The 25,033-nt window shown below is 68.8% G+C and carries 18 protein-coding genes, 1 tRNA gene and 1 other RNA gene; 11 read left to right on the top strand and 9 right to left on the bottom strand.

Annotated features, from left to right (window positions below; all coding sequences use genetic code 11):
• Positions 1-70 precede the first annotated feature (70 nt).
• Positions 71-169: signal recognition particle sRNA small type (gene ffs, locus ACFVQZ_RS26450), an RNA gene on the bottom strand.
• Between the two features lie 142 nt (positions 170-311).
• Between ffs and ACFVQZ_RS26445 the strand changes: the two genes are divergently transcribed.
• A tRNA-Ser gene (locus tag ACFVQZ_RS26445) sits at positions 312-396 on the top strand.
• Between the two features lie 126 nt (positions 397-522).
• On the opposite strand, the gene ACFVQZ_RS26440 is transcribed toward ACFVQZ_RS26445, so the two are convergent.
• Complete coding sequence (locus ACFVQZ_RS26440) at positions 523-1,209, bottom strand: HNH endonuclease (RefSeq protein ID WP_383626657.1); 687 nt, start codon at positions 1,207-1,209, stop codon at positions 523-525.
• 65 nt (positions 1,210-1,274) lie between these two features.
• Positions 1,275-2,633 carry an AAA family ATPase gene (locus ACFVQZ_RS26435; protein ID WP_376468946.1) on the bottom strand — a complete coding sequence of 453 codons (1,359 nt, stop codon included), beginning with the start codon at positions 2,631-2,633 and terminating at the stop codon, positions 1,275-1,277.
• Positions 2,634-2,898: 265 nt separating this feature from the next.
• Between ACFVQZ_RS26435 and ACFVQZ_RS26430 the strand changes: the two genes are divergently transcribed.
• The 3 genes from ACFVQZ_RS26430 to ACFVQZ_RS26420 are packed head-to-tail and all read left to right on the top strand — an operon-like array spanning position 2,899 to position 9,037.
• Positions 2,899-5,880 (top strand): DEAD/DEAH box helicase family protein, encoded by a 2,982-nt coding sequence (locus ACFVQZ_RS26430; protein ID WP_383626653.1) that lies wholly within the window; start codon positions 2,899-2,901, stop codon positions 5,878-5,880.
• 2 nt (positions 5,881-5,882) lie between these two features.
• Positions 5,883-7,478 carry a restriction endonuclease subunit S gene (locus ACFVQZ_RS26425; protein WP_383626650.1) on the top strand — a complete coding sequence of 532 codons (1,596 nt, stop codon included), beginning with the start codon at positions 5,883-5,885 and terminating at the stop codon, positions 7,476-7,478.
• Complete coding sequence (locus ACFVQZ_RS26420; RefSeq protein WP_383626647.1) at positions 7,475-9,037, top strand: N-6 DNA methylase; 1,563 nt, start codon at positions 7,475-7,477, stop codon at positions 9,035-9,037. Before ACFVQZ_RS26425 ends, ACFVQZ_RS26420 begins: the two co-directional genes overlap by 4 nt.
• 58 nt (positions 9,038-9,095) lie before the next feature.
• Here ACFVQZ_RS26420 and ACFVQZ_RS26415 read toward each other — a convergent pair whose 3' ends face one another.
• From ACFVQZ_RS26415 to ACFVQZ_RS26405, 3 genes are all read right to left on the bottom strand, one after another.
• Positions 9,096-10,862, bottom strand: a complete 1,767-nt coding sequence (locus tag ACFVQZ_RS26415; protein WP_383626644.1) for a tyrosine-type recombinase/integrase — start codon at positions 10,860-10,862, stop codon at positions 9,096-9,098.
• Entirely contained in the window at positions 10,859-11,155 is a 297-nt protein-coding gene (locus ACFVQZ_RS26410) for a helix-turn-helix domain-containing protein (RefSeq protein WP_071266727.1), read from the bottom strand. Before ACFVQZ_RS26410 ends, ACFVQZ_RS26415 begins: the two co-directional genes overlap by 4 nt.
• A gap of 140 nt (positions 11,156-11,295) precedes the next feature.
• Positions 11,296-11,838 carry a helix-turn-helix domain-containing protein gene (locus ACFVQZ_RS26405; RefSeq protein WP_383626641.1) on the bottom strand — a complete coding sequence of 181 codons (543 nt, stop codon included), beginning with the start codon at positions 11,836-11,838 and terminating at the stop codon, positions 11,296-11,298.
• Positions 11,839-12,112: 274 nt separating this feature from the next.
• On the opposite strand from ACFVQZ_RS26405, the gene ACFVQZ_RS26400 reads away from it, so the two are divergent.
• The 7 genes from ACFVQZ_RS26400 (at position 12,113) to ACFVQZ_RS26370 (ending at position 21,742) form a co-directional block, all read left to right on the top strand.
• Positions 12,113-13,642, top strand: coding sequence for a DnaB-like helicase N-terminal domain-containing protein (locus ACFVQZ_RS26400; protein WP_383626638.1), 1,530 nt, complete (start codon positions 12,113-12,115; stop codon positions 13,640-13,642).
• Positions 13,643-13,892: 250 nt separating this feature from the next.
• Positions 13,893-15,254 (top strand): hypothetical protein, encoded by a 1,362-nt coding sequence (locus tag ACFVQZ_RS26395; RefSeq protein WP_383626635.1) that lies wholly within the window; start codon positions 13,893-13,895, stop codon positions 15,252-15,254.
• A gap of 323 nt (positions 15,255-15,577) precedes the next feature.
• Positions 15,578-15,919 carry a plasmid mobilization relaxosome protein MobC gene (locus tag ACFVQZ_RS26390; protein ID WP_383626632.1) on the top strand — a complete coding sequence of 114 codons (342 nt, stop codon included), beginning with the start codon at positions 15,578-15,580 and terminating at the stop codon, positions 15,917-15,919.
• A complete protein-coding gene (locus ACFVQZ_RS26385; RefSeq protein WP_383626629.1) occupies positions 15,916-17,634 on the top strand; it encodes a mobilization protein in 1,719 nt (572 codons plus the stop codon). Before ACFVQZ_RS26390 ends, ACFVQZ_RS26385 begins: the two co-directional genes overlap by 4 nt.
• Before the next feature lie 112 nt (positions 17,635-17,746).
• On the top strand, positions 17,747-18,112 hold the full coding sequence (locus ACFVQZ_RS26380; RefSeq protein WP_383626626.1) for a hypothetical protein: 366 nt from the start codon (positions 17,747-17,749) through the stop codon (positions 18,110-18,112).
• A 299-nt stretch (positions 18,113-18,411) separates the two neighbouring features.
• Entirely contained in the window at positions 18,412-19,023 is a 612-nt protein-coding gene (locus ACFVQZ_RS26375; protein WP_383626623.1) for a hypothetical protein, read from the top strand.
• Positions 19,024-19,120: 97 nt separating this feature from the next.
• Entirely contained in the window at positions 19,121-21,742 is a 2,622-nt protein-coding gene (locus tag ACFVQZ_RS26370) for a valine--tRNA ligase (RefSeq protein ID WP_383626621.1), read from the top strand.
• 79 nt (positions 21,743-21,821) lie between these two features.
• Here ACFVQZ_RS26370 and ACFVQZ_RS26365 read toward each other — a convergent pair whose 3' ends face one another.
• Genes ACFVQZ_RS26365 through ACFVQZ_RS26355 form a run of 3 tightly spaced genes read right to left on the bottom strand, consistent with a single transcriptional unit; the run spans position 21,822 to position 24,940 of the window.
• Positions 21,822-22,748, bottom strand: a complete 927-nt coding sequence (locus ACFVQZ_RS26365; protein ID WP_383626618.1) for a glycosyltransferase family 2 protein — start codon at positions 22,746-22,748, stop codon at positions 21,822-21,824.
• Positions 22,745-23,461, bottom strand: coding sequence for a class I SAM-dependent methyltransferase (locus tag ACFVQZ_RS26360; protein WP_383626615.1), 717 nt, complete (start codon positions 23,459-23,461; stop codon positions 22,745-22,747). The genes ACFVQZ_RS26365 and ACFVQZ_RS26360 overlap by 4 nt, the downstream gene beginning before the upstream one ends.
• Before the next feature lie 42 nt (positions 23,462-23,503).
• A complete protein-coding gene (locus ACFVQZ_RS26355) occupies positions 23,504-24,940 on the bottom strand; it encodes a hypothetical protein (protein ID WP_383626612.1) in 1,437 nt (478 codons plus the stop codon).
• Positions 24,941-25,033: the final 93 nt, after the last annotated feature.

Genomic DNA, 25,033 nt, shown 5'->3' with positions numbered 1-25,033 from the left:
GGGGGACCGGGGGAACCGGAAACCCGGGGGAACCGGAAACCCGGGGAACCTGGGGAGGGCAGCACCCGGGAACGCAAGCGCCCCCCACGCACCCGCCAGAGCCGACCTACCCTTGCTGCCTTCCGGCCCTGGGGGAGTTCAGTCAGATAGCGCCGCGTGAGGGGCTCCGCCCAGCCTACCCGATCCCGCCCGGTCCCCCGACCCCCTCCCCCACCGCGTCCGCCACCAGGGCTGCGGCCGATCCCCCCGCCCGCCGGCCCGCCCCCGACGACGTTCGCGAGCACCCTCCGCGGTCATGTAATGTTCTCCCCGGAGGATTCGCCTAGAGGCCTAGGGCGCACGCTTGGAAAGCGTGTTGGGGGCAACCCCTCACGAGTTCGAATCTCGTATCCTCCGCAGCCGCCCACCTGGGCAAACGAAGGGTCCGACCGCTCAGCGGTCGGACCCTTCGTCGTCCTCTGGTCTCAGTTTTGGTCTCAGTCGGCACGAGTGCCCTTCGCGGCGGCGCTTCAGCCGGGCCGCTCACATCTGGAAGGCGGCCCGCAGCTCGTCATCCCGCAGGAGGTCCAGGACGCCCGGCTCCTCGGCCGCGAAGACCCGGGGCGCCTCCTCGGACACGGCCTTGTGTAGCGCCGCGTAACAGACATCGGCAAACGGCTGGGTCCGCATGCGGTAGATCTTGCGGCGCATGTTCCTGACATCGCCCACGGCCCGGGCCTGGGCCCAGCCCCGCAGGTCGTCGGCCAGGTTCAGCCAGGCTTCGGCACGGACCCGTGGACGCTTCCCCTCGTTCAGGCCGCAGACCTTGATAGTCCACTCGCCCTTCGGCGAACCCTCGACCGGCCGGTAGAGGCCGCTGGCGAGCCCAAGGTCCAGGTGCTCGAAGGGGTCCTCGCGGGTCGGGTCGATGAGAAGGGAACCGACGAAGCCGTCGCCGCGGTGCTTGTTGCCCTTGAAGCGTGTGTTGCAGGTGGAGCAGGCCAGCAGGAGGTTCGGCCAGTAGAAGGTCCGCAGAGCGCATCGGGATTTGGGGACGAAGTGATCCACCGTGTCGGCCAGGTGATTGCCGCAGTACATGCAGCAGTCCACACCGGGCGCCATGTCCTCCAAAGCCTCGCGCACCGGCCGGTACACGTCCCGGCGCACGGTCTTGCGCTCCCACATCCGCTCGGCGTGCTCACCACGCTCGGGCACCGGCGTGCCAGCCATCTCCTGGGTCAGGGCCAGCAGGGAGGATTCCAGTCCGATAGGGAGCCGCGGTCGTACAATCCTGATCACGAGCCGCCGGTCTCCCGCCTCCTGGCTCGCAGGCTGGAGTCCTCGACGTAGGTCGCCTGGGAGCTGGCCAAGGTCCGGCGTAGAGTGCGGAACCGTCGCACCGTCTCTGGATCAGCGTCGCCCGACGCGACCTCATACTCCAGATCGGCGAGCTCTTCGCGCAGCTCCTCGGCGCGACGGGAGAACGGGGACCGGAGGCCGAAGAAGTCCGAGAGCACCGCGTCGTCACCGGTGCCGTAGACGATCGTGCCGTATTCCTTCTCGTCCACGACCTCTGGCGGGGTCTGCTCGTCCGGCCCCGGCAGTCGGATGAGGCCGCCAGGGTCCGCAGCCTGGCAGATGTAGGGGCTGTGGGTGGTGACGATGAACTGGACGGCGGGGAAGTGGGCCTTGAACCATTCGCCGATGCGCTGCTGCCAGGAGACGTGGAGGTGCGCGTCTACCTCGTCGATGAGGACGACGCCCGGGTACGGCAGGTACGGTCGGCCGCCGTCATCCCAATGCAGTGCCAGCCCTCCGTAGGCGGCGTGCATCTGGCGTACGACGTCCAGGACCAGCGCCGTGACGGTACGCAGGCCATCACTCATCCGCCATTGGGCGATGAGTGGCCCCACGCCGTCGGCCCGTCGCAGCCACAGGCCGCGCGAGGTGATCTCCTCCACGCGGAAGTCGCCCGGCAGTAGATCATCGTTGAGCAGCGCGAGCACGGATTCCAGCAGCTCCTCTGCGCCGGCTTCGCCTTCCAGTCGGCGCGTGTGGACGGAGACGAGCCAGACCACCGACTCAGTGAGAGCCGACTGCTCCTCGAAAAGAGTGCGCAGGGCCTCGGCACGGTTCGGATTCTGTCGATCGCGCTCGAAGAGGCCGGTGCCGCTGAGGCGTCGGAAAGGGCCGTAGGCGGCGTGGAACCAGCCCGGTGGCGGGGAAAAGTCCCACAAATGGTTCGCGATCTTGGCGCCTGGGTCGGCGAGGAACCGGACACGGGTCGGGGGTGCGTCCTCCGCGCTGAGCGGCTCACGGCCCGGCTCCCACACCATAGAGACCGTACGCGGATCGGGCGGAGAGGGGGCCCCGAGGTCGGCATCCCGGTCCGCGCGCAGGGACAGCTCCAGCCTTCCCAGGAACTGCCCGTAGGTGCGGTAGTCCTCGACCTCGCCGTCCAGCCTGCTGGCCCGTTCCGGGCCAGCCAGGGCTAGGGCGATCGACCTCAGCAAGGTCGTCTTTCCCGAACCGTTTCGCCCAGCGAGGACGGTCCAGCCGGCATAGCTTCCATCCGGGCGCGTGAAATCGAGGTCGCAGGCCCGAGCGCCGTGGAAACCACGCACGCCGTCGAGCCGGAGCCTCGTCACATACACCCGAGCGTCCTTCCTGGTCTTCGCTGGCCCTTCCCCTACGGACCGGGCCTACTTGGCCCGACGCAACTTACCGCCCACTGTACGGACGCGCACTGACCGTGACGCGCCGGAGCCCATGGCCAGATCCGGACGGTTATCGTCCACGCGCTGGCGAAAGCCCAGGACGTGTGTACGTCAACTGGTGTAATGGGTGGGGCTGGCGGGCTGTTTCAGGGCGCGGGGCAGGCACAGAGCACGTGAGGCCGCGAGGGTACGGGGAGGGACCGTGAGCGCTTCTGGCGCGCAGGGAAACAGTGACAAGGTCGAGCAGGCTCTGCGCGAAGCCGGATGGAGAGTGTGCGCCCCGCACGAGCGCGACCTGACCTCTGATCCGACGGCGGTCCGGACGGCACACCCGGAGCTCGAAAGTCTGCGGGTCTACCTCCTGCATGTCGACCGGGACCTCAGCGGCCTCGTCGTAGCGGGGATCGACTCGGACGACCCCCACCAAATGCTCGCGGAGGCCGACCAGCTCGCCACCCCGATCGCCGCGCAGCACCAGCGGCGCACCTGGCGGGAGCGCCCCCTCCCGTTCCGCTACGGAACCAACGGCCACGCCTGGGTCTTCCTCAACGCCCTCGACGCCGAACACCTCGACGGCACACCCGCCGCCGACGCTCCCCAGGGCGGGGCCCGCAGCCGTTACGTCTTCGCCCCGGCCCAGCCGGCCACCCTCGCCCGCTGGAAGCGCAATGCCGTGCACCACCCTGAGACGCCCTCCCTGAGAGCCCGGCTGCGCAGGCTGCCCGGCGTCCACCTGGATCCGCAGCGGCAGCTGTACGACGCTCAGCGCCGGGCCATCGAGGGCCTGGAGAACTCTCTCGCCAACGACCGTCCACGGGCCCTCATCCAGATGGCGACCGGAGCCGGCAAGACGTACACCGTCGTCCAGGCGAGCCATCGGCTGCTCAAGCACGCGGGCGCGCATCGCGTGCTGTTCCTCGTGGATCGCTACAACCTGGGTGAGCAGGCGTTCCTGGAGTACCGCGGCTTCCAGCCGGCGGAATCGAAGAAGCCGCTACACGAGGACTTCCCACTCAAGCACCTGTCGGGCGGGGCATCGGGCCTGACGGACTCCGACAAGATCGTGATCACTACGGTCCAGCGACTGTGGTGCATGCTGACCGGGCAGACGCCACCCGCACCCGACAGCGATGAGGCACGCAGCTTCGAGGGCGGTGGGACGGCGGGGCTCGGCAAGCGACCGCCTAAGGTGCGCTACTCAGCTGCGCTTCCGCCCGACTACTTCGACTTCATCGTCATCGACGAGTGCCACCGCTCGATCTACGGCTCCTGGCGGCCCGTGCTCGAGTACTTCGACGCACACATCGTGGGCCTGACCGCGACCCCGATCGGACCGACGTTCGCCTTCTTCGAGAACAACCTGGTCAGCCAGTACACCTACGAGGAAGCGGTCGCCGACGAGGTCAACGTCGACTACGACGTCTACCGGATCTCGACCCGGATCACCCGGGACGGATCGAAGATCCCGGCCGTGACCGAGGCCCAGGCCCCTGACGGCACCGTCGAGAAGATCAACACCGTCTTGGCCCATGTGGACCGTGTCACGCGTGAGCAGCACTGGCACCAGCAGGACGAGGACGACGAGTACACGGCTGCCGAGCTCAACACCCGGGTCGAGTCCACGAGCCAGATCCGGACCGTCATCGAGACCTTCAGGGACCGGCTGTTCACGGAGATCTTCCCGCCCGACATCGATGCCGAGACTGGTGAGATCGTGCACCAGCGGAGCATCGTCCCGAAGACCCTGGTCTTCGCGGAGACGAACCGGCACGCAGACGCCATCGTTGCAGAGATCCGCAGGGCGTGGAACGCAGGTGACAAGTTCTGCCTGAAGATCAACAGTGAGACCGCACAGCCCTCCAAGGCGATCAAAGAGTTCCGCAACGCACCGGAGACCCGAATCGCCGTCACCGTCGACATGATCGCCACGGGCACCGACATCCCCGCCCTGGAGTGCCTGGTCTTCATGCGGGACGTGCGGACATGGTCATACTTCGAGCAGATGAAGGGCCGCGGTGCTCGGATCATCAAGCCGGAGGACCTACGCAGAGTCACAGAGGATGCACTGTGCAAGGACCGGTTCGTGATCGTCGACACCGTGGGCGTGACCGAGCACGCCATGGTGGACGCACGACCACTCGTACGGGACGACCTGCAGGAGCTGCCCAGCCTGGAGCGTCTGCTGCGGGCATGTGCGCAAGGGGTTCCGCTGACCGTCGACGATGCCTCCACCCTGGCCGGCCGCCTGAGTCGGCTCGGGCAGCGGCTCGACGAGCGGCAGCTGGCCCGGATCGAGGGCTGTGCGGGCGGCCGCAAGCTGACCGAGCTGGTGACCGACCTGGTCCATGCCACCGATCCGGACCGGCTGGCGAAGGAGCGGGCCATGGCTACTGGTGAGAAGGAGACGGTGGGGAACGAGGCGCCGTCAGCGGAGGGGATCGCCCCCACCGCCACCGACGAGGCGGTCTTCAACGCTGTGCTGGCCCAGGCTCTACGGCCGTTCGTCGAGCGTGAGGCGCTGCGTGAGGCGCTCATCGAAGCGGCACGACGCCGCTGGATCAAGATCGACCACCTCAGCCAAGACGGCGGTGTGATCGCCGAAGGTGTGACGGACCTCATGCGAGCCGAACGCACCGTGAAGGACTGGCGCCAGTACATGGCAGACCAGCAGGACCGGTTCGCCGCCCTGCGCATCGCCTTCAAGGAACGGCGGTCGCTGAGCGAGGTCGAGGCCCGGATCGACGGGCTTCTCAGCAGGGTCAGTCCTCCCCACCAGCGATGGACCGGGCAACAGCTTTGGAAGGCATACGTCGACCTCGGCATCGCACGGGGCAAGCGGCGGCGAAACGCCGGGCTGCCCGAGTTGCTCTCGGTTCTCCGGTACGAGCTGGGACTCGACGGAGGCGACTTCCGGCCATACCGGGATACCGTGGACCTTCGCTTCCAAGAGTGGCTCGCGCGTCAGGAGACGGCGGGAGCGACATTTACGGAAGAGCAGCTCGCCTGGCTGAAGCGCATCGCGAAGGTCGTCGCCACCTCGGCGACCGTCTCCGTGGACGCGCTGGAGCAGCATGCGCTGTGCCGGGCTGAAGGCGGCTGGAGCAGGTTCAGAGCTGTGTTCGCGGAAGGAACGCGAACACCGGACGAGCTGATCAATGAACTGGATCGGGAACTAGGTGCGTGAGTATGGAGAGCGGTGAGGGGGGCGCGGGAGCGCCGGGCGGAATGGAAGGGGCAGAGCTGCCGGAGGCGTGGGCCTGGGTAACGCTCTCAGACATTCTCAGCGCGCCTGCGGCCAACGGCCGCTCGGTACGTTCGGACGAGAACGGCTTTCCTGTGCTCAGGCTCACCGCGCTCAAGGACAACGAGGTCGACTGCTCCGAGTACAAGCTGGGCGACTGGACAGCGGAGGAGGCTACGCCCTACCTGGTCCGACCGGGCGACTTCCTCGTGAGCCGAGCAAGCGGATCACTGAGCTTGGTGGGCCGCGGAGCCCTGGTCACGTCTATCCCAGTCCCTGTGGCGTACCCGGACACAATGATCCGTGTCCCGACCAACCCGGACCACGTCGAGCCCCGGTTCCTGGCATACCTATGGAGCTCGCCTGCCGTTCGCCAGCAAATCGAGAGATCGGCGAGAACCGGAACGGGCATCAACAAGGTGAGCCAAGGGGCTGTTCAGGGAGTGAGGCTCCCGTTCCCTCCTAGGGCGGAGCAGGGTCGCATCGCCGACGCCCTTGACGAGCGACTTACGCGGCTCGACAAGATCGAAGCACGCCTCGCAGCGACCCGGCAGCATCTGGAACGTCTGGGCGACAGAGTTATGGCTGCTGCCGCGACCGGCGTCCTAGCCCACGACGCCGACCCGCAGCACGTCTCCATCGAGGCATCGCCGGGAGTGGTAGACGGCGAGCTGCCCCCGCTCGCGACAGGATGGCGCTGGGCCCGCTTCCAGAACATCGCCGAAGTGGTCGGCGGGGTGACCAAGGACTCCAAAAAGCAGGACGATTCCGGTCTGCTCGAGGTGCCGTACCTGCGTGTGGCCAACGCCCAGCGTGCCCGACTGGACCTGTCCCGTGTAACGAAGATCCGTGTCGCCCCCAAGGCCCTGGAGAAGTTCCGCCTTCAGGACGGTGATCTGCTGATGACCGAAGGAGGCGACCGGGACAAGCTCGGCCGAGGATGGATCTGGGAAGAGCAAATCGAAGACTGCATTCACCAGAACCACCTCTTCCGGGCCCGGATCCAGGACCACGTTACGCACCCCAAACTGCTCGGCTGGTACGTGAACTCAGCAGCGCGCTCGTGGTTCGAATCGAATGGCAAGCAGACTGTCAACCTGGCCTCTATCAGCATCTCTAAGGTCAAGTTGCTCCCTGTTCCCGTTCCACCGGCGGACCCACAGGAGCAGGCCGATTTCGTGGCTCTCGGGGAGCAGGTACTCACACGTTTCCACCGCCTCACGGCCGCCTGCGAGGAGGGCCTCGCCCACACCACCGCCCTCCGCCGCGCCCTCCTCGCCGAAGCCTTCGCCGGCAAGCTCGTCCCCCAGGACCCCGACGACGAGCCCGCCGAGGACCTCCTCAAGCGCATTCGGGTCGAGCGCGAGGCCGCAGAGGCAGAGCGGAAGGCGGCCCGGCGGGCCGCCGCGCAGGTCAGGCGAAAGAGTCGACGCTCAGCCGAACAGCCCGCGTCCACAGTTGCGCCGCCACCGGCCCCTACCTCCAAGCCCCCCCTCCCCGAGGGCGAACAGTCCACCCTCCCCCTGGAGTTCACCGAGTGAAGCCGGAAGCACGTCGTCTCGTCGATCGTCTCTGGAACTACTGCAATGTCCTACGCGACGACGGCGTATCGAGCCTCGAATACCTGGAGCAGCTCAGCTTCCTGGTGTTCCTCAAGATGGCCGCCGAGAAGGAGGAGGCCAACAAGGATCTCCCTGCATCTCAGCGCCGCCATGTACTCCCCGACTCGGAAGAGTGGGAGGGGCGTGGCTGGACGCAACTGCTCGATCTCTCCGGCGAGCAGCTGGAGGAGACGTACACCCAGCTCCTCACAGACCTCGGCAAGCAGGACGAGGGGCGGAATAGCACTCTTGGCCTGATCTTCCACCGCGCTCGTAACCGAATCCAGAACGCGACCAACCTCCGCCGCCTCATCGTCGACCTGATCGACAAGGAGCCCTGGCTGGGGTCCAGCAAGGACATCAAGGGCGACGCTTACGAGGCGTTGATCGCCCGTAGTGCGGAAGACACGAAGGCTGGCGCGGGACAGTACTTCACCCCACGGGTGCTCATCGAGTCCATCGTGCGGTGCATGCGCCCCACCCTGGAGGACACCATCACCGACCCGGCATGCGGGACCGGTGGCTTCCTACTTGCCGCGCATGACTACATCGTGAGCACGTACGGTGACGAGATGTCCGTCGCTGAGTCCACCCGATTCGACGAGGGCGCGATCTGGGGCACCGAGCTGGTGCCGGCGACCGCACGCCTCGCCGCGATGAACCTGCTCCTTCACGGCATCGGCAGGCCCGATGGCAAGCCCTTGATCCATGTAGAGGACGCGCTGGCCAAACCACCAGCCAAGAAGGCTTCGAAGGTGCTGGCCAATCCGCCCTTCGGTAAGAAGTCCTCGATCGTGATCACCCATGTCGACGGCACGGTGAGCCGCGAGGACATGTCGTACCACCGCCAGGACTTCTGGGAGACCACGACCAACAAGCAGTTCAACTTCGTCCAGCACATCGCGAGCCTGCTCACCGACAACGGCAGCGCCGCGGTGATCCTCCCCGACAACGTCCTCTTCGAGGGCGGCCGAGGAGCGACTATCCGCCGTGAGCTGCTCAAGCGGTTCAACCTGCACACCATGCTGCGTCTGCCCGCCGGGATCTTCTACGCGGGGGGCGTCAAGGCCAACGTCCTCTTCTTCGACGCCGCCCCGCCTCGCCGCAGCGATGATGAGCCCCCGCACACGCAGCAGCTCTGGGTGTACGACCTGAGGACGGGCAACCGCTTCACACTGAAGCAGAACCCGCTGCTCCCCGGGCATCTGGAGGACTTCGAAAAGCGGGTCTTCGGAGTCGGCGAGTGCGAGGAGACCGCCGAGGCGATCGCCCGTCGGAAGCCCTCGGGCCGCCTGCAGGTGTTCGACGGTGCCGAGCTCGCAGCCACGAAGGACGTCAATCTCGACATCGGCTTGATCGAGCCGGACGATAAGGACTCGACGGAGGCGAAGTCCCTGACGGAACTGACCCTCGCGCTGTCCGCTGACCTACGCGGTGCGTTGCTCGAACTTGAGCAGCTCGCGGCAGACTTGGACGTGGATCTGTCGCCGCCGGCGTGACGGCCGCGGAGACGAGCCCTGTCCAAAACTGGTCAGGGCTCGTCTGATCGCTTTCTCGCTACCACTCGTCGGTGTCGCCGTACTTCCCCGGGTTTCGGGCGCGGTCCACAGCCTGTGCACAAGCCTCGGCGAAGGCCGCCTCGACTGCGACCTTGTCCGTGCCCCGCACCTGGGCCTCGACCTCCTGGCCCGTGCCAGGACGCCGGGCCGTGCGCCAGGCCGAGGCGCGGTCTGTGTAGCGGTCGGTCTCGAAGTCCCAGGCTGGCACCGACCACTGCTCCGGGGCTCCGGCTGCCGAGCGTTCCCCACCGGGGAGGAACAGGGCTCGGGCGTGAAAGACCACCGCCCGCTCAGGCACTCGATCGCGGATGCCGCTCGCGCCTCCCGGCCCCTGGTGCTCCCAGCGCCAGCGATCCCATTCCTCGACTTCGGCCGTGTGGTCGGGCCAGTCCTCGCTCCATCGGGCGACGACCTCGTCCGCGTGCTCGCGGTGGAGGAACGGCACTCGCCGTTCGCCGAGGCGGGCGACGTGGACCACCATCTGGGCTGGCACAGGGCTCTGGCTGACTACCGGCTCAACACCTCCCGCCGTCTGGTCCGCGCCCCACAGGAGTCCGCCGACCTTGGCCGCGGTGTCCTTGAGGACGCGGCTGGTCAAGTGCTGGTAGCGGCGGCGCATCCGGGCGGACTTGCCGGGTTCCCAGCCCATGATGGCGTCGACGACCGCGTCGGAAACGCCAAGGATGAGCAGGACAGTCGCCGCGGTGTGGCGGGCGTCGTGGAGGCGGGCGTCGCGGACGCCGGCGGCCTTCAGGAGCTCCTTCCACTTGTGGTAGTCGGTGTTCGGGTTCAGGGGCTCGCCGGTGGGCGAGGTGAACACGTACCCCTTCTCCGTCCACAGGTCACGAGCCCTGGCTCGCTCGCGGGCCTGGGCCTCCTTGTGCTGGCGCAGGAGCTGAAGCAGTTCGTCGGGGACGCCGATAGGCCGCTGGCCGGCGCGGGACTTGGCGTTCTTCGTCTCGCGGCGGGTGTTGATCTTCTGGGGGCAGAAGCCGGGCTTGCGTCCGCAGCGGTCGCCGCAGCCGTGCTTGTAGCGGGGCCGCAGGCGGCCACGCCGTACGCGGATGACGCCGAGGTCGAAGTCGACGTCGTCCCACTGCATGCCGAGGACCTCGCCCTGACGCAGGCCGAGGGCGAGCGCGATGACCCAGCGGGCGGTGTTCCGGTGCTTGCCCGCTTCGGCGAGGAGGCGCTGGACCTCCTCGATCGTGTACGGCTCGACCTCCTCCTCTTCGACCTTGGGGGCCTTGGCGATGGACGCCGGGTTCGCGGCAAGGTGCTGGCGGCGCACGGCCTCGTTCAGGGCCGCGCGGACCGTGCGGTGAGCCTGGTGGGCGGTGCCGGCGGCGCTGCCGTTGTCCTGCATCTTCTTGTAGAAGCGCTCCAGGTGCTCAGGGTCGAGCTTCTCCAGGCGGTGGGCGCCGAGGCCGGGGATGAGGTGGTGGTAGACGGCGACGCGGTAGCCGTCGATCGTGTTCTCCGAGACGTGGGCTGCGGCGATGTTCTCGACCCAGTGGGTGAGCCACGTCTTTACGGTCCAGGACTGGCCGGCCTTACGGACGGCGCCTTTGTCGCGCTGGCGCTCCAGCTCGCGGACGACCTTGGTGACCTCGGGGCGGGTCTTACGGCTGACGTGGCGCCGGTCCGGGCCGCCGTCGTCCTTGACCCCGACGGTGACGCGGCCGTGCCAGCGGCCGTCCTTGCCGAGGTAGATGGTCGAGGCGCCGTTGGGCTGGCGGGACTTGGCGGTGCGGGAGTCGGTCACGCGGCAGTCCCGAAGTCCGACGCGCCGAGCTGGCGGGTCAGGAAGTCGTTCACCGCCTCGGCTGGGATGCGCCGGAGACTGCCGATCTTGACCGAGGCGATCTCTCCGGTGGAGACGTACTCATACAACTTGGTGCGGCCGATGCCCAGGCGGCGAGCGGCCTCCTCGACCGTGAGCGCGACGAGCGTGGCGTCACCAGCAGGTCGGCGGTTGGCCACGAGGGTGCGCAGGGCGTCCTCGGGGACGTCCAGGAGGCGGGCTATCTGGGCAAGCGGAAGAGCATTTTCGGGCAAGGGGAAGTCCTTCTCTGGCCGAGCGTGGGACGGCGAATCCCGTTGCTGGCCGCGATCGTTCAGGGATGGGCGTTGTGCGATGGGAGGTACGCGGCGAGGGCCGCCCTCGCTGTTCGTAGCAGCGGGGGACGGCGGGCCGGTCAATCCTTCGGGGTGATGTCCTTGACGTGTTCGCCGAGGTAGCTGATTAGCTTCGACGGCGGGAAGTGGCGGTGGAACTCGCCGTTGGAGGCGACTGCGAGCTCGTGCGCCAGGAATCCCTTCACCAGGTCTTCCTGGTTCGGGTTGGCGTCGGTGTACTCCTGCAGCTGCCCCTGGATCCGGCGCATCTCCTTGCGAGCCGCGAGGTGCTGCTTGTAGTTGCCCACGTACTCGGCGATGAGCCTGCGGACGTGAGCGTTGGCGATCTGGCCGGGCGGGCTGGTCAGCTCGTCCATGTCCAGGTCGAAGACCTTGCAGAAGCCGATGGCCTCGTCGAGGTTGACACGGCGTCTTGGCTTGCCGCTTTCGATGCGCCAGATGGCGGCCTGGTTGACGGGGTGGCCGGCCTCGGCCATCCGCTCGGACAGCGTGACCGTGCTCCACCCGCGCGCTTCGCGTTCGAGCTTGATCCGCTGGGCGACGTAGTCCTCGGGCAAGGGTCGGTCCGGGCCGGCGCGGGCCGCCCCGTCCTCGCTGCTCATCTCTCCACCTCCTCGGTCAGGCCCAGGGGACACCCGGGGCGATGATCCAAGGAAACACCATTGCGGAGCCGAACGCAACCATTGCGTTGCCGAAAACGTCAGGTAGTGTGGGTCGTCCGCCCCCGCACGGGGGTGAACGCAAAAAGCCCCCGGTGCTACGAACACCGGGGGCCAAGCTCGAACCCTCGAAACCGCCCATCCCTGAACGATCGACCTGCGTGACCTGGGATTCGCCGTCCCATACGGCTCGCAAGTGAGGAGCTCAGTGCCCAGTATGGACGAACCCCGTCCTGCCGCGCCACACCACAACGACCACAGCCGCCCGCGCCCCTTCGACGACTTCACCGCCGTGCCGCCGCACGACGCGGACGCCGAAGCCGCTGTGCTGGGCGCGTGCATGCACGACCCGGCTGTCGTCGACGCCGTACGGAACCTGCTCGACGGACCGGACTTCTACCGGCCGGCGCACGAGACCGTCTGGCGGACCGTCCTCGCCCTGCGGGGCGAGGAAAAGCCCACCGACCCGATCATGCTCTGCGACCGACTGCGCGAGCAGGACGACCTGGAGAGGGTCGGCGGCGGCGCCTACGTGCACCGGCTCGCTTCCGCCACGCCCTCGGTCAGCGGCGCTACCCACTATGCGGGGATCGTGCGCCGGATGTCCGATCTGCGGCGCCTGCGCGCCTCGGGCCTGCGCACAGTTCAGCGGTCCATGGAGCCCGGAGCGGACCCCGACGCCATCCGCAGCGAGGTCGAGACCGAAGTCCGGGCCGAGCGCGAGCGCGCCCTGGCCTCGGGGCAGGGACGACTCTCGCGGTTCATCACCGACGGATGGTCGTTCGTCAAAGAGAGCGGTGCGGACACCGAGCCGCTGTGGGGCACCCGCGAGAAGACCGTCTGGGCATCCGGCGAGAGCCTGATGATCGTCGGCGCTCCGGGTGTCGGCAAGACGACCCTGGCCCATCAGGTGATCTTCGCTCGCATCGGCCTGCAGGAGACCGTCCTGGAAATGCCCGTCGCCCCCAGCCGGCGCGTGCTCTACCTGGCGATGGACCGCCCCAAGCAGATCGCCAAGGCCATGGCCCGCCGCGTCTTCCCCACCGACGAGAAGATCCTGCGCGAGCGGCTCGTGGTCTGGGAAGGTCCGCTGCCCGCCACCCTCGACAAGGAGCCCGACCTCCTCGCCGACCTCGCCGCCGCCCACCAGGCCGACACCATCGTGATCGACAGCCTCAAGGACGCGGTCAGCACGATGGTCGACGACAGCCTCGCGGTCGCCTTCCACAACGCCCGCATGCGTGCCATTCGCAACGGCGTGGAGATCATGGAGCTGCACCACCAGCGCAAGGCCACCGCCGACGCGCCGCGCGGCCAGCGCCCCAGCCTCGACCAGGTCTACGGCTCCACCTGGTACACCTCCGGCGCGGGCAGCGTCCTGTTCGTCACCGGCCGGGCAGGCGACCCCGCGGTCACCCTGCACCACCTCAAGACCTCCACCGGTGAAGTCGGCCCCCTGGACGTCACCCACGACCACGTGCGCGGCACCACCACCGTCGACCCCACCAAGGACCCCGCCGCCCTGCTGCGCAACGCCCCCAACGGGCTGAGCGCACGCGAGCTGGCGATCATCCTCATCGGCGGAGGCGACCCCGAACGAGCCGACATCGAGAAGGCACGGCGCCATCTCGGCAGCCTCGTCGACAGCGGCCTGGCCACCAAGGCCGACGGCATGGCCGGAGGGGCCGGAGGCGGCCGACAGGCCCGCTACTACGCCTCCGCCCGCCACCTCACCGCCGTCGGCTGAGCCCCGCCCCGACACCCGAAAGCGTTCACGCGACCGTACACGCGGCCTCCACGCCCGTAGACCGCCGTGAACCGCTCACAGCGCACACGCTCACCGCAAAACCCCAGGTAGAGCGATCACGCGACCGTCCACGCCGTACACACACCCAAGCGATCACGCGCGGGGCCCCCTTTAGAAGGGGGCCCGCGTGTACGCCCCCATCCGTGAACGCCGTGATCGCCTCCGCACTCTCCCCGGAGTAGCCCCGTACATGCCCCCTGCCATATCCGACACACTCGCCACCGCTTCGCTCCCGTTCACCGATGATCCGCTCGTACCCGTGGCTGTCCTCGCCGTCGCCGCCGGCGCACTGCTCGGGGGCCTGAAGGCGCGACACAGCCAGCACCGCAGCCGCGATCAGCAGCGGCGCCTCTCGGCAGCCGTCGTCACAGCGACCGTGGCGGCGCTCGTGTGCACCGCCTACAGCGCGGACACCAGCTGGCGGTTCGCCGCCCACTACCTCGACATGCGCAACACCGCCGAGCGCACCGCGATGTTCGCCGCCGCCGAACTCGCCCTGTTTTCGATGGCGCTGATGGCCCGCCAGAACCTGCACGGGCCGAGGCAGGCGGCCGGCCTGCCCGGAGTCCTGGTCTGGGTCATCACCGCCATGCAGACCATCTCCGCCTACGCCGAGGCCGGCCCGGTCGGCGGCACCGTGCGTGCCTTCACCGGCCCGGTGATGGCCGCCGTGCTGTGGCACCTGGCCATGGGTATCGAGTTGCGCCAGCGGACCCCCGACGCCGCATCCCGCGCGCTCGCCGCCGTCCTCACAAGGCAGGCCCGCGAGCGGCTGCTCGCCCGCCTGGGGATAGTCCAGCAGGACCAGGGCGCCGCCGAGATCATCCGAGACCGGGCCATGCACCGGGCCGTCGCCCTGGCCGCCCGCCTCGCCGAGATGACGCCCGAGCAGCGGACGGGATGGGCGGGCCGACGCGCCGTGCGCCGCCTGTCCAAGGCCCTCGCCCGCTCCGGCGTCGACGCCGACTCGCTCCGCAACGAGCAGCTGCTGCGCCAGCTCGCCACCCGACGCCAAGCAGCAGCCCTGGCCACCATCGAACTGCCCGGGCGCTGGACCCTGCCCGCCGGGCAGCACGCAGCACAGCCCGACCACTCCCGGGCGGACGCCGCCGGGCGGGCGGACGGCGACGGGCGGGCAGAGGGCCGAGCCCGCCCGCACCCGTCAGATCCGGGCGACGAGGAACCCCACCCGGGCGCCCGCCCGCGATCCGCCCGCCCGGATCCCACTGCCCGCTCCGGCCCGGAATCGACAGCCCGCCCGAATCGGTCAGCCCGGCCACAAGCGGCGACTCCGCCGCCCACGGGCAGCGGCTCGCACACCCCACCCGCCAAGCGCCGCACGCCGAAGCCGAAGCGGGCCGGCGGCAAGCCGCGCGCCACCAACGACATCCTTCGCGCCTACGCCCACCGACTCCTTGACGAGCACGGCAGCCTGTCCCGCGACCTCCTGGAGGACACCGTGCGCGGCGACGGATACACCGTCGCCAGCGACGCCGCCGGCGTCATCGCCCGCGAGGTCAAGGCCGAACTGAACGCCTCCCGCCGCGGCTGACGGACACTCCGCCCAGCCACTCACCCCACAACCCGACACGGAGACCCATGCACGACCCGCAGCACGCACCCGCCACATCCCAGCAGCAGCCGCCCATGGCCCCAGCATCAGGCGGAGCAAGTTGTCCCGGGAGCAATGCTCCCGGAGTTCCCGCCCCAGGGGTGGCGGGAGCGGCCCTGCGCCAGGGGGCGCCGGACCGGCAGGCTGCAGCCGAGGGCGGACCGCAGCCTGGAGGGGGACGGCAGGTCGAGTCCCTTTCGCGGCGGCGTCAGCGCGCCCGTCAGCCGAAGCCCCGCAAGCGCCTGCACCAGCCCAGCTGCCGCATGAACGACGCCGAGTACAAGCGCTTCACCGCCGCGGCGGCTACGTGCCAGATGACCAACGCCGCCTTCCTCGCCTACGCCGTCGACAAGGCCGCCCGCGACCTGACCCGCACCGCCGCCGAGATCGCCACCGAACGGGAAGTCATCGACGAGCTGTTCGCCGCGCGCCGGCACCTGGGCCGCATCCACGGCCTGTTCAACCAGGTCGCCAAGGCCCTCAACTCCGGCGCTGACGCACCCCACCTCGACGCCACCGCCCAGGCTGTCCTGAACGCGGCCCGCCGCATGGAAGACGCCACCGACGCCCTCCTCGCCCACCGGGACGGTGGTACCGCCTCGTGATCCCCCGCATCCACAAGCGCGGCAGCGAGACGATCGGGCTGATCCGCTACCTGTACGGCCCCGGCACCCACGAGGAGCACACCGACCCGCACCTGGTGGCCGCCTTCGACCCGCTCACGCCCGACCCCGGCCATGATCCGCAGGCCACCTACGGGCAGCTCCAGCGACTGCTCGACCAGCCCGTCAACGCCCTGCCCGCCGGCCGACGGCCCAAGAAACACGTGTGGCACCTGTCCGTACGCGCCAGCCCCGAAGACCCGATCCTGTCCGACGACGACTGGGCAGCCATCGCCCGCCGCATGGTCGCCGCCACCGGCATCGCCCCCGACGGCGACGACGCCGCCTGCCGGTGGGCGGCCATCCGCCACGCCGACGACCACATCCACATCATCGCCACCCTCGTCCGCGACGACGGCCGACGGCCCCGCCTGCACAACGAAGCCCGCCGCGCCCAGGCCGAGGCCCGCCTCATCGAAGCGGACTACGGCCTGCGCCGGATCACGCCGGGCGATGGCACCGCTGCCAAGCGCCCCACCAGCGCCGAACGCCACAAAGCCGAACGCTGTGGCCAGCAGCGCACGACGCGCGAGGAGCTCCGCGAGACGGTCCGCCGCTCGGCGGCCGGCGCGGCGAGCGAGGAGGAGTTCTTCGACCGCCTCACCTCAGCCGGTCTGCTCATCCGGCGACGCGTCGCGCCGTCGGGCGACACCCTCGGCTACACCGTCGCCCTCCCCGGCGACCGCAACGCCAAGGGCGAGCCCGTCTTCTACTCCGGCTCCAAGCTCGCCCCGGACCTCTCCCTGCCCCGCATCCGCGAACGCTGGACCAAGACCTCGGCCGACCCCGCCCAGAAACCTGCCCAGCCGTCGGTGACCGGGCCCGCGTCCGCACGCCGGCGCGCCAGCGCCGCCGCCTGGCAGGCACTGCTCGTCATCGACCACGGCGACGACGGCGTCATCGCCGCGCAGATCGCCGCCGCCGGAGAAGTCCTGGACGCCCTCGCCCAGACCTCCGCCGCCCACACCCGACGCGAACTCCAGGCCGCCGCCACCGCGTTCGAACGCGCCTCCCGCTCCCACGTCCGCGCCGCACGCGGCCACGACCACGCCCTGCGGCAAGCCGCCCGCGACCTCGTCGACGGTGGCCCGGCCCTCGGCCGAGGCGAGGACGGCGCCACCGCCGCGATGGCCATCGACATGCTGATCTTCCTGATCACCGCCGCCGCACACTGGCACGCCAAGAAGCAGCACGCCCAGCAGGCCGAGGCCGCCCACCGAGCCGCCGAACACCTGCGCGCTGCCTACCAGGCCGCCGCCGAGTACCCCATGGCCATGCTCAACCACCGGGGCCGGCGCCTGGCTCCAGCCTGGCAACGCCACCACTCCGCCGCCGTACGCCAAGCCCTGCCCGAGCTGGCCGACCGGATCCTCGCTGAACCCGGCTGGCCGGCCCTCGCAGCCACCCTCGCCGAGGTCCAGGCAGCCGGTCACAGTCCCGCCACCTTGCTCGCCCAGGCAGCCGCACGACGGGAGCTGGGCACGGCGGAACGCGTGAGCGATGTGCTCGTGTGGCGACTGCGGCGGATGGCCGACCTCCCCGCCGGTCCCGACAACTCCCAGGGCCAACGCGCCCGAGGAACGTACGCGGTCACCTCACCGCAACAGGCAGCGCAAACCGGTACCAGGCTCGCGAATAGTTCGCCGCGGCGACGCTGACCGCAAAACCGAGCCGCGGAACATAGCAGACAATTCCCGGTTAGGTAAACCGGGAATTCTCCGCAACATAGAACACGCCGGCACCCAACCCGCCCCTTCAAGGAGAATCCGTATGCCCCAGCCCGAAATCCGCCCCCACATCATGGCCCTGCTGTTCGACACGAACTTCAACCGCCCGCCGGGCACCCGCACCTTCCGCCACCTCGACGGACGCCCTTTCACCGACGAGGAACAGGCCCTCGCCGATGACGCCACCCTCGAAGAGCTCCAGGCCGCCGGCGTCCATGTCCACAACCCCGAGGCTGAAGCTGAGGCCCAGGCAGCCGCGCACGAAATGGCCGAGCTTCTGTTCAAGTACGTCATCCCGCACCGTGAAGCCCTCATCCCCTTCATGACCCACGAGGACATGCTCGAGTACGGCCGACTGGAGACCGTCGTCGCTGCGGGCGCCAGCAGCCTCCGCCGACACCAGGACTGAGCGCAGCAGAGGCACGGCCCCAGCCACAAGAAACCGACGGCCGGTGGTCGGGAGTGCTCCCCACCACCGGCCGCGCCCCGTCGTCCACCGGACGGCCTCGCACAAGTCAGACCGCGAGAGTCGGTAGCCGCGGGCAGAGTCCTTCCGGCAGCGATAGCCCAGTTGCGCAGCTGCCCGATCGAACATGCGAATAGCGCCGTTCCTGGGACCGAGCACACTCACACGGCAACCGACTAACGTACGGGCCGAATCGCCCCCACAAAGCTCGCACGACATCACACCTGAACAGGAACAGCCACATGCCAGTACGCCCCGAGCTGCCGGAGATCTTGAACCGGGCCGATTTCGGCGGTCTCGCCAAGCGGGAGCCGAAGAGCGTCGCGAAGATGGCCAGCCGTGGCCTCCTGGCCGAACCGACCCATCAGCACCAGGGCAAGCCCATCTGGGAGAAGTCGGTGGCCATGGACTGGTTCCGCGCACTGCACGACCACGCGGTCGTCGTTCCGGGCAACGAGCTGGCCTTCGCCGAGCTGCGGGACCACGGCATCTACATGTGCCCCGCGACCAGCAACCACCTGAGCCTGGCCCGGCCACGACTTCTGGTCATGTACACCCCTGGCGGCGGCGGTCGCGTATTCGAGGTCACGGCCGTCGAGACCGTCAAGCAAGAGCTTCCCGGAACCCGGGCCACGACTCCCGAGACCGTGGAGATCACGCGCACGAGGGAAAGCGAGGATCGGACCACGTACCCGTGGACGATCTTCTTCCTCTCCGAGGTGGGCAGCGTCGAGACGATCACTCCCGTCATCCAGCAGGGACGCTATGTGACCATCCACGATGTCCAGCAGGCCATGGAGTCGGGCAAGCTCCTGGTGCCACCGCTCGACAATGCGTTCCCCGTTCGACAGTGAATCACCTGCCGGAGGCGGTAAAGCGAGTAATCGGGCCCCGGTGACGCCAGCAAAAGCCAGGCGAGAGTAGCCGGGGCACGCCCTTAGAATGGCCGTCGTGACCGACAACACTCAGCAGCAGACAGCGCCCACCACCGAACTGCCGACCCAGTACACGCCGGCCGAGGTAGAGGGGCCGCTGTACGAGCGCTGGGTAGAGCGCGGGTACTTCGAGGCGGACGCGAAGAGCGAGAAGCCGGCGTACACCATCGTCATCCCGCCGCCCAACGTCACCGGCTCGCTCCACCTGGGCCACGCCTTCGAGCACACGCTGATCGACGCCCTCACTCGCCGCAAGCGCATGCAGGGCTTCGAGACGCTGTGGCAGCCGGGCATGGACCACGCCGGCATCGCGACCCAGAACGTCGTCGAGCGCGAGCTCGCCAAGGAGGGCAAGTCCCGCCACGACCTGGGCCGCGAAGCCTTCGTCGAGCGCGTCTGGGAGTGGAAGGCCGAGTCCGGCGGCCAGATCGCCGGCCAGATGCGCCGCCTCGGCGAGGGCCTGGCCTGGAGCCGGGACCGCTTCACCATGGACGAGGGCCTGTCCCGGGCCGTCCAGACCGTCTTCAAGAAGATGTTCGACGACGGCCTGATCTATCGCGCCGAGCGCATCATCAACTGGTGCCCGCGCTGTCTGACGGCCATCTCCGACATCGAGGTCGACTACCAGGACGACGACGGCGAGCTCGTCTCCATGAAGTACGGCGAGGGTGACGACACCATCGTCGTCGCCACGACCCGCGCCGAGACGATGCTCGGCGACACCGCCGTCGCCGTCCACCCCGACGACGAGCGCTACGCCCACCTCATCGGCAAGCAGATCAAGCTGCCGCTGACCGACCGCACGATCCCGGTGGTCGCCGACACGCACGTCGACCCGGAGTTCGGCACCGGCGCCGTCAAGGTGACCCCGGCCCACGACCCGAACGACTTCGCCATCGGCCAGCGCCACAACCTCGAATCCATCGAGGTCCTCGACGAGCGCGGCGTCATCACCACCCACGGCCCCTTCCAGGGCCTGGACCGCTTCGAGGCCCGCTCCGCGATCGTCGCCGCCCTGCGCGCCGAGGGCCGGATCGTCGCCGAGAAGCGCCCGTACGTCCACTCCGTGGGCCACTGCTCGCGCTGCAAGACGACGCTGGAGCCGCGTCTGTCGATGCAGTGGTGGGTCAAGGTCGAGACCCTCGCCAAGGCCGCCGGTGACGCGGTCCGCGACGGCCGGGTCAACATCCACCCGGCCGACATGTCGCAGCGCTACTTCGACTGGGTCGACAACCTCAACGACTGGTGCATCTCTCGCCAGCTGTGGTGGGGCCACCGCATCCCCGTCTGGCACGGCCCGAACGGCGAGCTGGTCTGCGTCGGCCCCGACGACGAGGCGCCCACGGGCGAGGGCTGGACGCAGGACACCGACGTCCTCGACACGTGGTTCTCGTCCGGCCTGTGGCCGTTCTCCACGCTCGGCTGGCCGGAGCGGACGCCGGACCTGGAGAAGTTCTACCCGAACTCCGTCCTGGTCACCGGCTACGACCTGATGTTCTTCTGGGTCGCCCGGATGATGATGTTCGGCCTGTACGCGATGGACGGCCAGCCGCCGTTCCACACGATCGCCTTCCACGGCATGGTCCGCGACGAGTTCGGCAAGAAGATGTCGAAGTCGTTCGGGAACACGGTCAACCCGCTGGACTGGATGGACAAGTACGGCTCCGACGCCCTGCGCTTCACCCTGGCCAAGGGCGCCAACCCGGGCGTCGACGTCCCAATCGGCGAGGACTGGGTCCAGGCGTCCCGGAACTTCGCCAACAAGATCTGGAACGCGACCCGCTTCGCGATGATGAACGGCGCGACGGTCGAGGGCCCGCTGCCGGACGCCTCCGCGATGTCGGCGACCGACCGCTGGATCCTGTCCCGCCTGAACAAGGTCGTCGCCGAGGCGGACGCCTACTACGACGACTACCAGTTCGCGAAGCTCGCCGATGCGCTCTACCACTTCGCGTGGGACGAGGTCTTCGACTGGTACGTCGAGCTGTCGAAGACGACGTTCTTCGAGGGCGGCGAGCAGGCCAAGGTCTCGGCGCGCGTCCTGGGTGAGGTCCTCGACGTCACCCTGCGACTGCTGCACCCGATCGTCCCGTTCGTCACGGACACCCTGTGGACCACGCTGACGGGCCGCGAGTCGGTCGTCATCGCCGAGTGGCCGAAGGACTCCGGTTTCCGCGACGAGGCCGCGGAGAAGGAGATCGAGCTGGTCCAGCGGGTCGTCACCGAGGTCCGCCGCTTCCGCTCCGACCAGGGCCTCCAGCCCGGCCAGAAGGTCCCGGCCCGCCTGGAGCTGGCCGGCACGGCGCTCGCGCCGCACGAGGGTGCCATCCGCCAGGTGCTGCGCCTCCAGCCGGAGGGCGAGGGCTTCTCGGCCACCGCCTCCCTGCCGGTCGTCGGCGCCACTGTCGCGCTCGACCTGTCGGGCACGATCGACGTGGCCGCCGAGCGCAAGCGCCTCGCCAAGGACCTGGCCGCCGCCGAGAAGGAGAAGGCTCAGGCCGAGGGCAAGCTCGGCAACGAGGCGTTCCTGGCGAAGGCCCCCGACAACGTCGTGGACAAGATCAAGGGCCGTCTTGCCAAGGCGGACGAGGACATCGCCCGCATCCAGGCCCAGCTGGACAAGCTGCCGCAGCAGTAGGCGCCCGGAGCATGCCCGAAGGGGGCCCAGACCAGACGGTCTGGGCCCTCTTCGGGCTCTTCGGCCTTCGGCTCTGGTCCTAGGGAATCCCCAGTGCCTCGTACGGGCTCGACAGAGAGAACTCGCGCTGTTGCGCGACGATCTGGGCCTGGTGGAGATCGAACTGCGCCATGTACAGAAGGTCGTCGAGGCGTGACGGCTTCTGCTCCAGCACGTCGAGGGCGATCTCGGCAGCGCTGTCGTTTCTCTCCAGCCGGTCCCGGAAGAAGTCCAGGTTCTCCTCCACGACGAGACGAGTCATGTCGAGCTCCGAGACCTCCGCGTCGGACACTCGGTCGACTCGCGAGTGCACCCGGTACTCGTAGAAGGGGCCGGCGACGCAGTGGATGTTGTTGGCCGCGCCTCGCCTGAACCGACTGGCCAGCAGATTGACGGCGAAGGCCCAGTCTCCCCACTTGAGCACCCTCGGGTCGTACAGGCCGCATTCCAGGGCGTCAGCCCTGCGGCAGACGATCGACGTCGGGACGTGATGCTTGCGCACCACGAGGTCCTCGCGACAGGGGTACGAGGAGATGGTGAAGCCCTCGAAGGCACCGAACATCCACGACATCGTGTGCACGAACGCGGTGTCGGGGTCGGATTCGAGGATCTCCACCGCCCTGTCCGGGTAGGACCCAGCCGCCAGGAGGAACGGCTCGGTGGCCAGCCGGTCATCGGCATCCACCTGCATCACGTACTCCAGCCTCGCGGCTGCCAGGCCAGCGTTCCTGGCCGCGTGGTGCCCCTGGCGCTGTTCGAGTCGGACGACGCGTACGCCGGGCAGCTCGGCGCAGGTGTCGATGGCCTTCCGGGTCGTGTCGTCGTCCGACCCGTCGTCCACGATCACCACCTCGTACGGTCGCCGAAGCGGCTGCTCTACGACCGACTCCACCGCCTCGATGAGGTAGTCGCCGGCGTTGTGGCAGGGGATGACGAAGCTGATGCCTCCATGACCCGTGGTCGTCACGAGGCTTCCCGTCCCTTCGTGGTCGCGGTGCTGGCCGAAGCGCGGCACCTCCGCACCGCGGTGACGGTCGCACGAGTCGCTTCGAAGTAGGTGCGCCCCGAGCGCGTGTCCTGCTCAGCGTGGTCGTCCCAGCTCACGGTCACGTCCCAGCCCTCGTAGATCCGCTCCACCGCGCGGCTGAGGGTCTCCGGCGTGTAGCGGGCCTCGCCCTCGATGTGGATCTGACCGCCCTGGGCGTCCGTACGGGAGATCCCGGTGAAGACCTCCAGGTAGTGCACGTTGACCGATCGGGAGCTCTGTACGGCCTGGGTGAGCAAGGCTTCGACGTCGCGCTGGGACAGGTAGTGGAGCACGTCCTTGGCGACGAGCAGGCCGAAGTCCTCCTCGACCACGTACTGCTCGATGAGGGACTCCACCACCGCGACGCGCTCCGCCAGGTTCTCGTGCGGCGAGAGGCGCCGGAGCAGCGGTTCGGCCGGGGCCTGGTCCACCGCGACGACGGTGAAGCCGGCCTTCGCCAGGGCGATGGTGTAGGCCCCGGCGCCGTACCCGAGGTCCAGAGCGCGACGCGGGATGTCGGCAGGGAGGGAAGTCAGCAGGGCACGAAACCGTGCCGAGACGGGTGCACGCAGCTCCTCTCCGGTGCTTCGGCCGTTCCGTAACGCATCCGCGTAGAAGGCGTGGAGGGACGCCTTCGAGTGCTGTACAGGCAAGGGGCACCACCTGGGGCTGGAGGGACGAGCGAGGGGAGGCATCTAGAAGTCGGCGATCTCGACGGGCCGGCCGGGCGTGAGCAGGGAGCTCGCAAGCGCTTCGGTGACCTGCATCGGCAGCAAGTGCGCGGCGAGCGAGCTCCTGTTCTCGGTCCCCCGCAGCCAGTTCTCCATGAGCTGCCGATTGCTGTCGCTGTGGAACAGTCCGTCGAACGTCCTGACCGATGTGTACTGCTCTTCTGGCAGCAGCGAGGCGTTCGCCCTCGTGGTCAGCCGGGCGAAGGCGTCGATCCTGTCCGCGTTCTGCCCGCGGGGCACGTCGTAGCAGTGGACGTGCGCGGAGTAGAGGGTCGACAGCTGCGCTTCGAGGTCGACGCTGGAGGTGCGGCCGTTCTTGTTGTAGACGTCGTCCGGGAGGTCACGCCAGCTGCGGACGGACGGCGTCGTCTGCTCGAAGGACAGCGTCCCGATGGTCAGGGTCCGCTCCGACTCGACGTCTACCAGGCGGAACATGGCGGTGATGTCCGTCTCGCCGAAGGCGCTCTCCAGGATCGCGGAGTGCGGCCAGCGGGGGTGCCCGTCCTCGAACCGGCTGGCGGCCGGCTTCGGGATTCGGAGATGCTGGTCGGCCGGGAAGGCTCCGAAGGAGCTGACTTCAAGCCGGAAGCGGCGGTCGGGAAACACAAGCTTGTTGAGGGACAGGCACTGCACAGCGAGGTCCACGTAGTGGTAGGCGCCGTGCATCATCATCCCGTAGCCGTACCGGTAAGGGTGATCGTCCCGCGTCTCGTACTCGTGCTGGAGGTTCCACACACCGCCGGCGGCGCGCAGGTGGAACGAGGTGACGGGGGCCTGCCAGTCCCGTACCCGCGCTTCGAGCGAGCGCAGCACCTCCCCGTTGTAGATGCGGTGGTACCGGCTGAGCGTCATCACGGAGTGCTTGGCGCCCGTACGGCCGGCTTGAGCGATCAGCTCCCGCATGACCTCGGTGATGCGGGTCGGCGCGAACCGGCCATCTGCCATGGGCGCCAGGACCGGCTTCTCCACCAGGGAATCGATCCCGTTCTCGACGCAGTAGCGCAGGTACGCCTCGTGCGCCCGCACCTCGGTCGCGATGTACACCTTCGTCGACAGCTCGGGCAGGCGGAGGCGCCGTAATGCCGCTCCGATCAGCTCGGGCTGCGTCTGCTGCGCGGTCACGCCACGGCCCGACTCCGGGAGGTAGACGACCTCCCGGGGCTTCAAGTCGACGCCCTGGATGCGCTCCTCGATCGTCGGCCGCTCCGACGCCAGGTCGATGACGGAGTACGAGTCCACGTGGCCGGCCTCGATGGCGTCCTTGATGCAAGGCAGGTACTTGTTGGCGACGATCTCGTCGAAGCCGACCACGACGAGGTTGTGGCGACGCGTGTCGGGGCGGGGACCGGGAGCGGCGGCTCGTCCTCCGGGCTCCTCGATGCAGCGGAGGGTCGGCTGCATGGGGATCGGCGTCGATGTCGCCCGAGACGTTCGAGAGTCGGTTCTCATCCGCATTGCTCCCACTCGTGCTGTGACTGTTCGGAGCTGTTCCGA

Source organism: Streptomyces sp. NPDC057854, from assembly GCF_042797055.1.
Classification (GTDB): domain Bacteria; phylum Actinomycetota; class Actinomycetes; order Streptomycetales; family Streptomycetaceae; genus Streptomyces.
Note: the sequence above shows the minus strand (reverse complement) of the source record. Positions and strands in the feature narration are given on the sequence as shown.

Coding starts and splice junctions, on each gene's coding strand:
- ACFVQZ_RS26395 (WP_383626635.1), top strand. CDS start 13,893: ATGCCCCCTGCCATATCCGACACACTCGCCACCGCTTCGCTCCCGTTC.
- ACFVQZ_RS26440 (WP_383626657.1), bottom strand. CDS start 1,209: ATGGCTGGCACGCCGGTGCCCGAGCGTGGTGAGCACGCCGAGCGGATG.
- ACFVQZ_RS26355 (WP_383626612.1), bottom strand. CDS start 24,940: ATGCAGCCGACCCTCCGCTGCATCGAGGAGCCCGGAGGACGAGCCGCC.
- ACFVQZ_RS26425 (WP_383626650.1), top strand. CDS start 5,883: ATGGAGAGCGGTGAGGGGGGCGCGGGAGCGCCGGGCGGAATGGAAGGG.
- ACFVQZ_RS26375 (WP_383626623.1), top strand. CDS start 18,412: ATGCCAGTACGCCCCGAGCTGCCGGAGATCTTGAACCGGGCCGATTTC.
- ACFVQZ_RS26400 (WP_383626638.1), top strand. CDS start 12,113: ATGGACGAACCCCGTCCTGCCGCGCCACACCACAACGACCACAGCCGC.
- ACFVQZ_RS26380 (WP_383626626.1), top strand. CDS start 17,747: ATGCCCCAGCCCGAAATCCGCCCCCACATCATGGCCCTGCTGTTCGAC.
- ACFVQZ_RS26390 (WP_383626632.1), top strand. CDS start 15,578: ATGAACGACGCCGAGTACAAGCGCTTCACCGCCGCGGCGGCTACGTGC.
- ACFVQZ_RS26405 (WP_383626641.1), bottom strand. CDS start 11,838: ATGAGCAGCGAGGACGGGGCGGCCCGCGCCGGCCCGGACCGACCCTTG.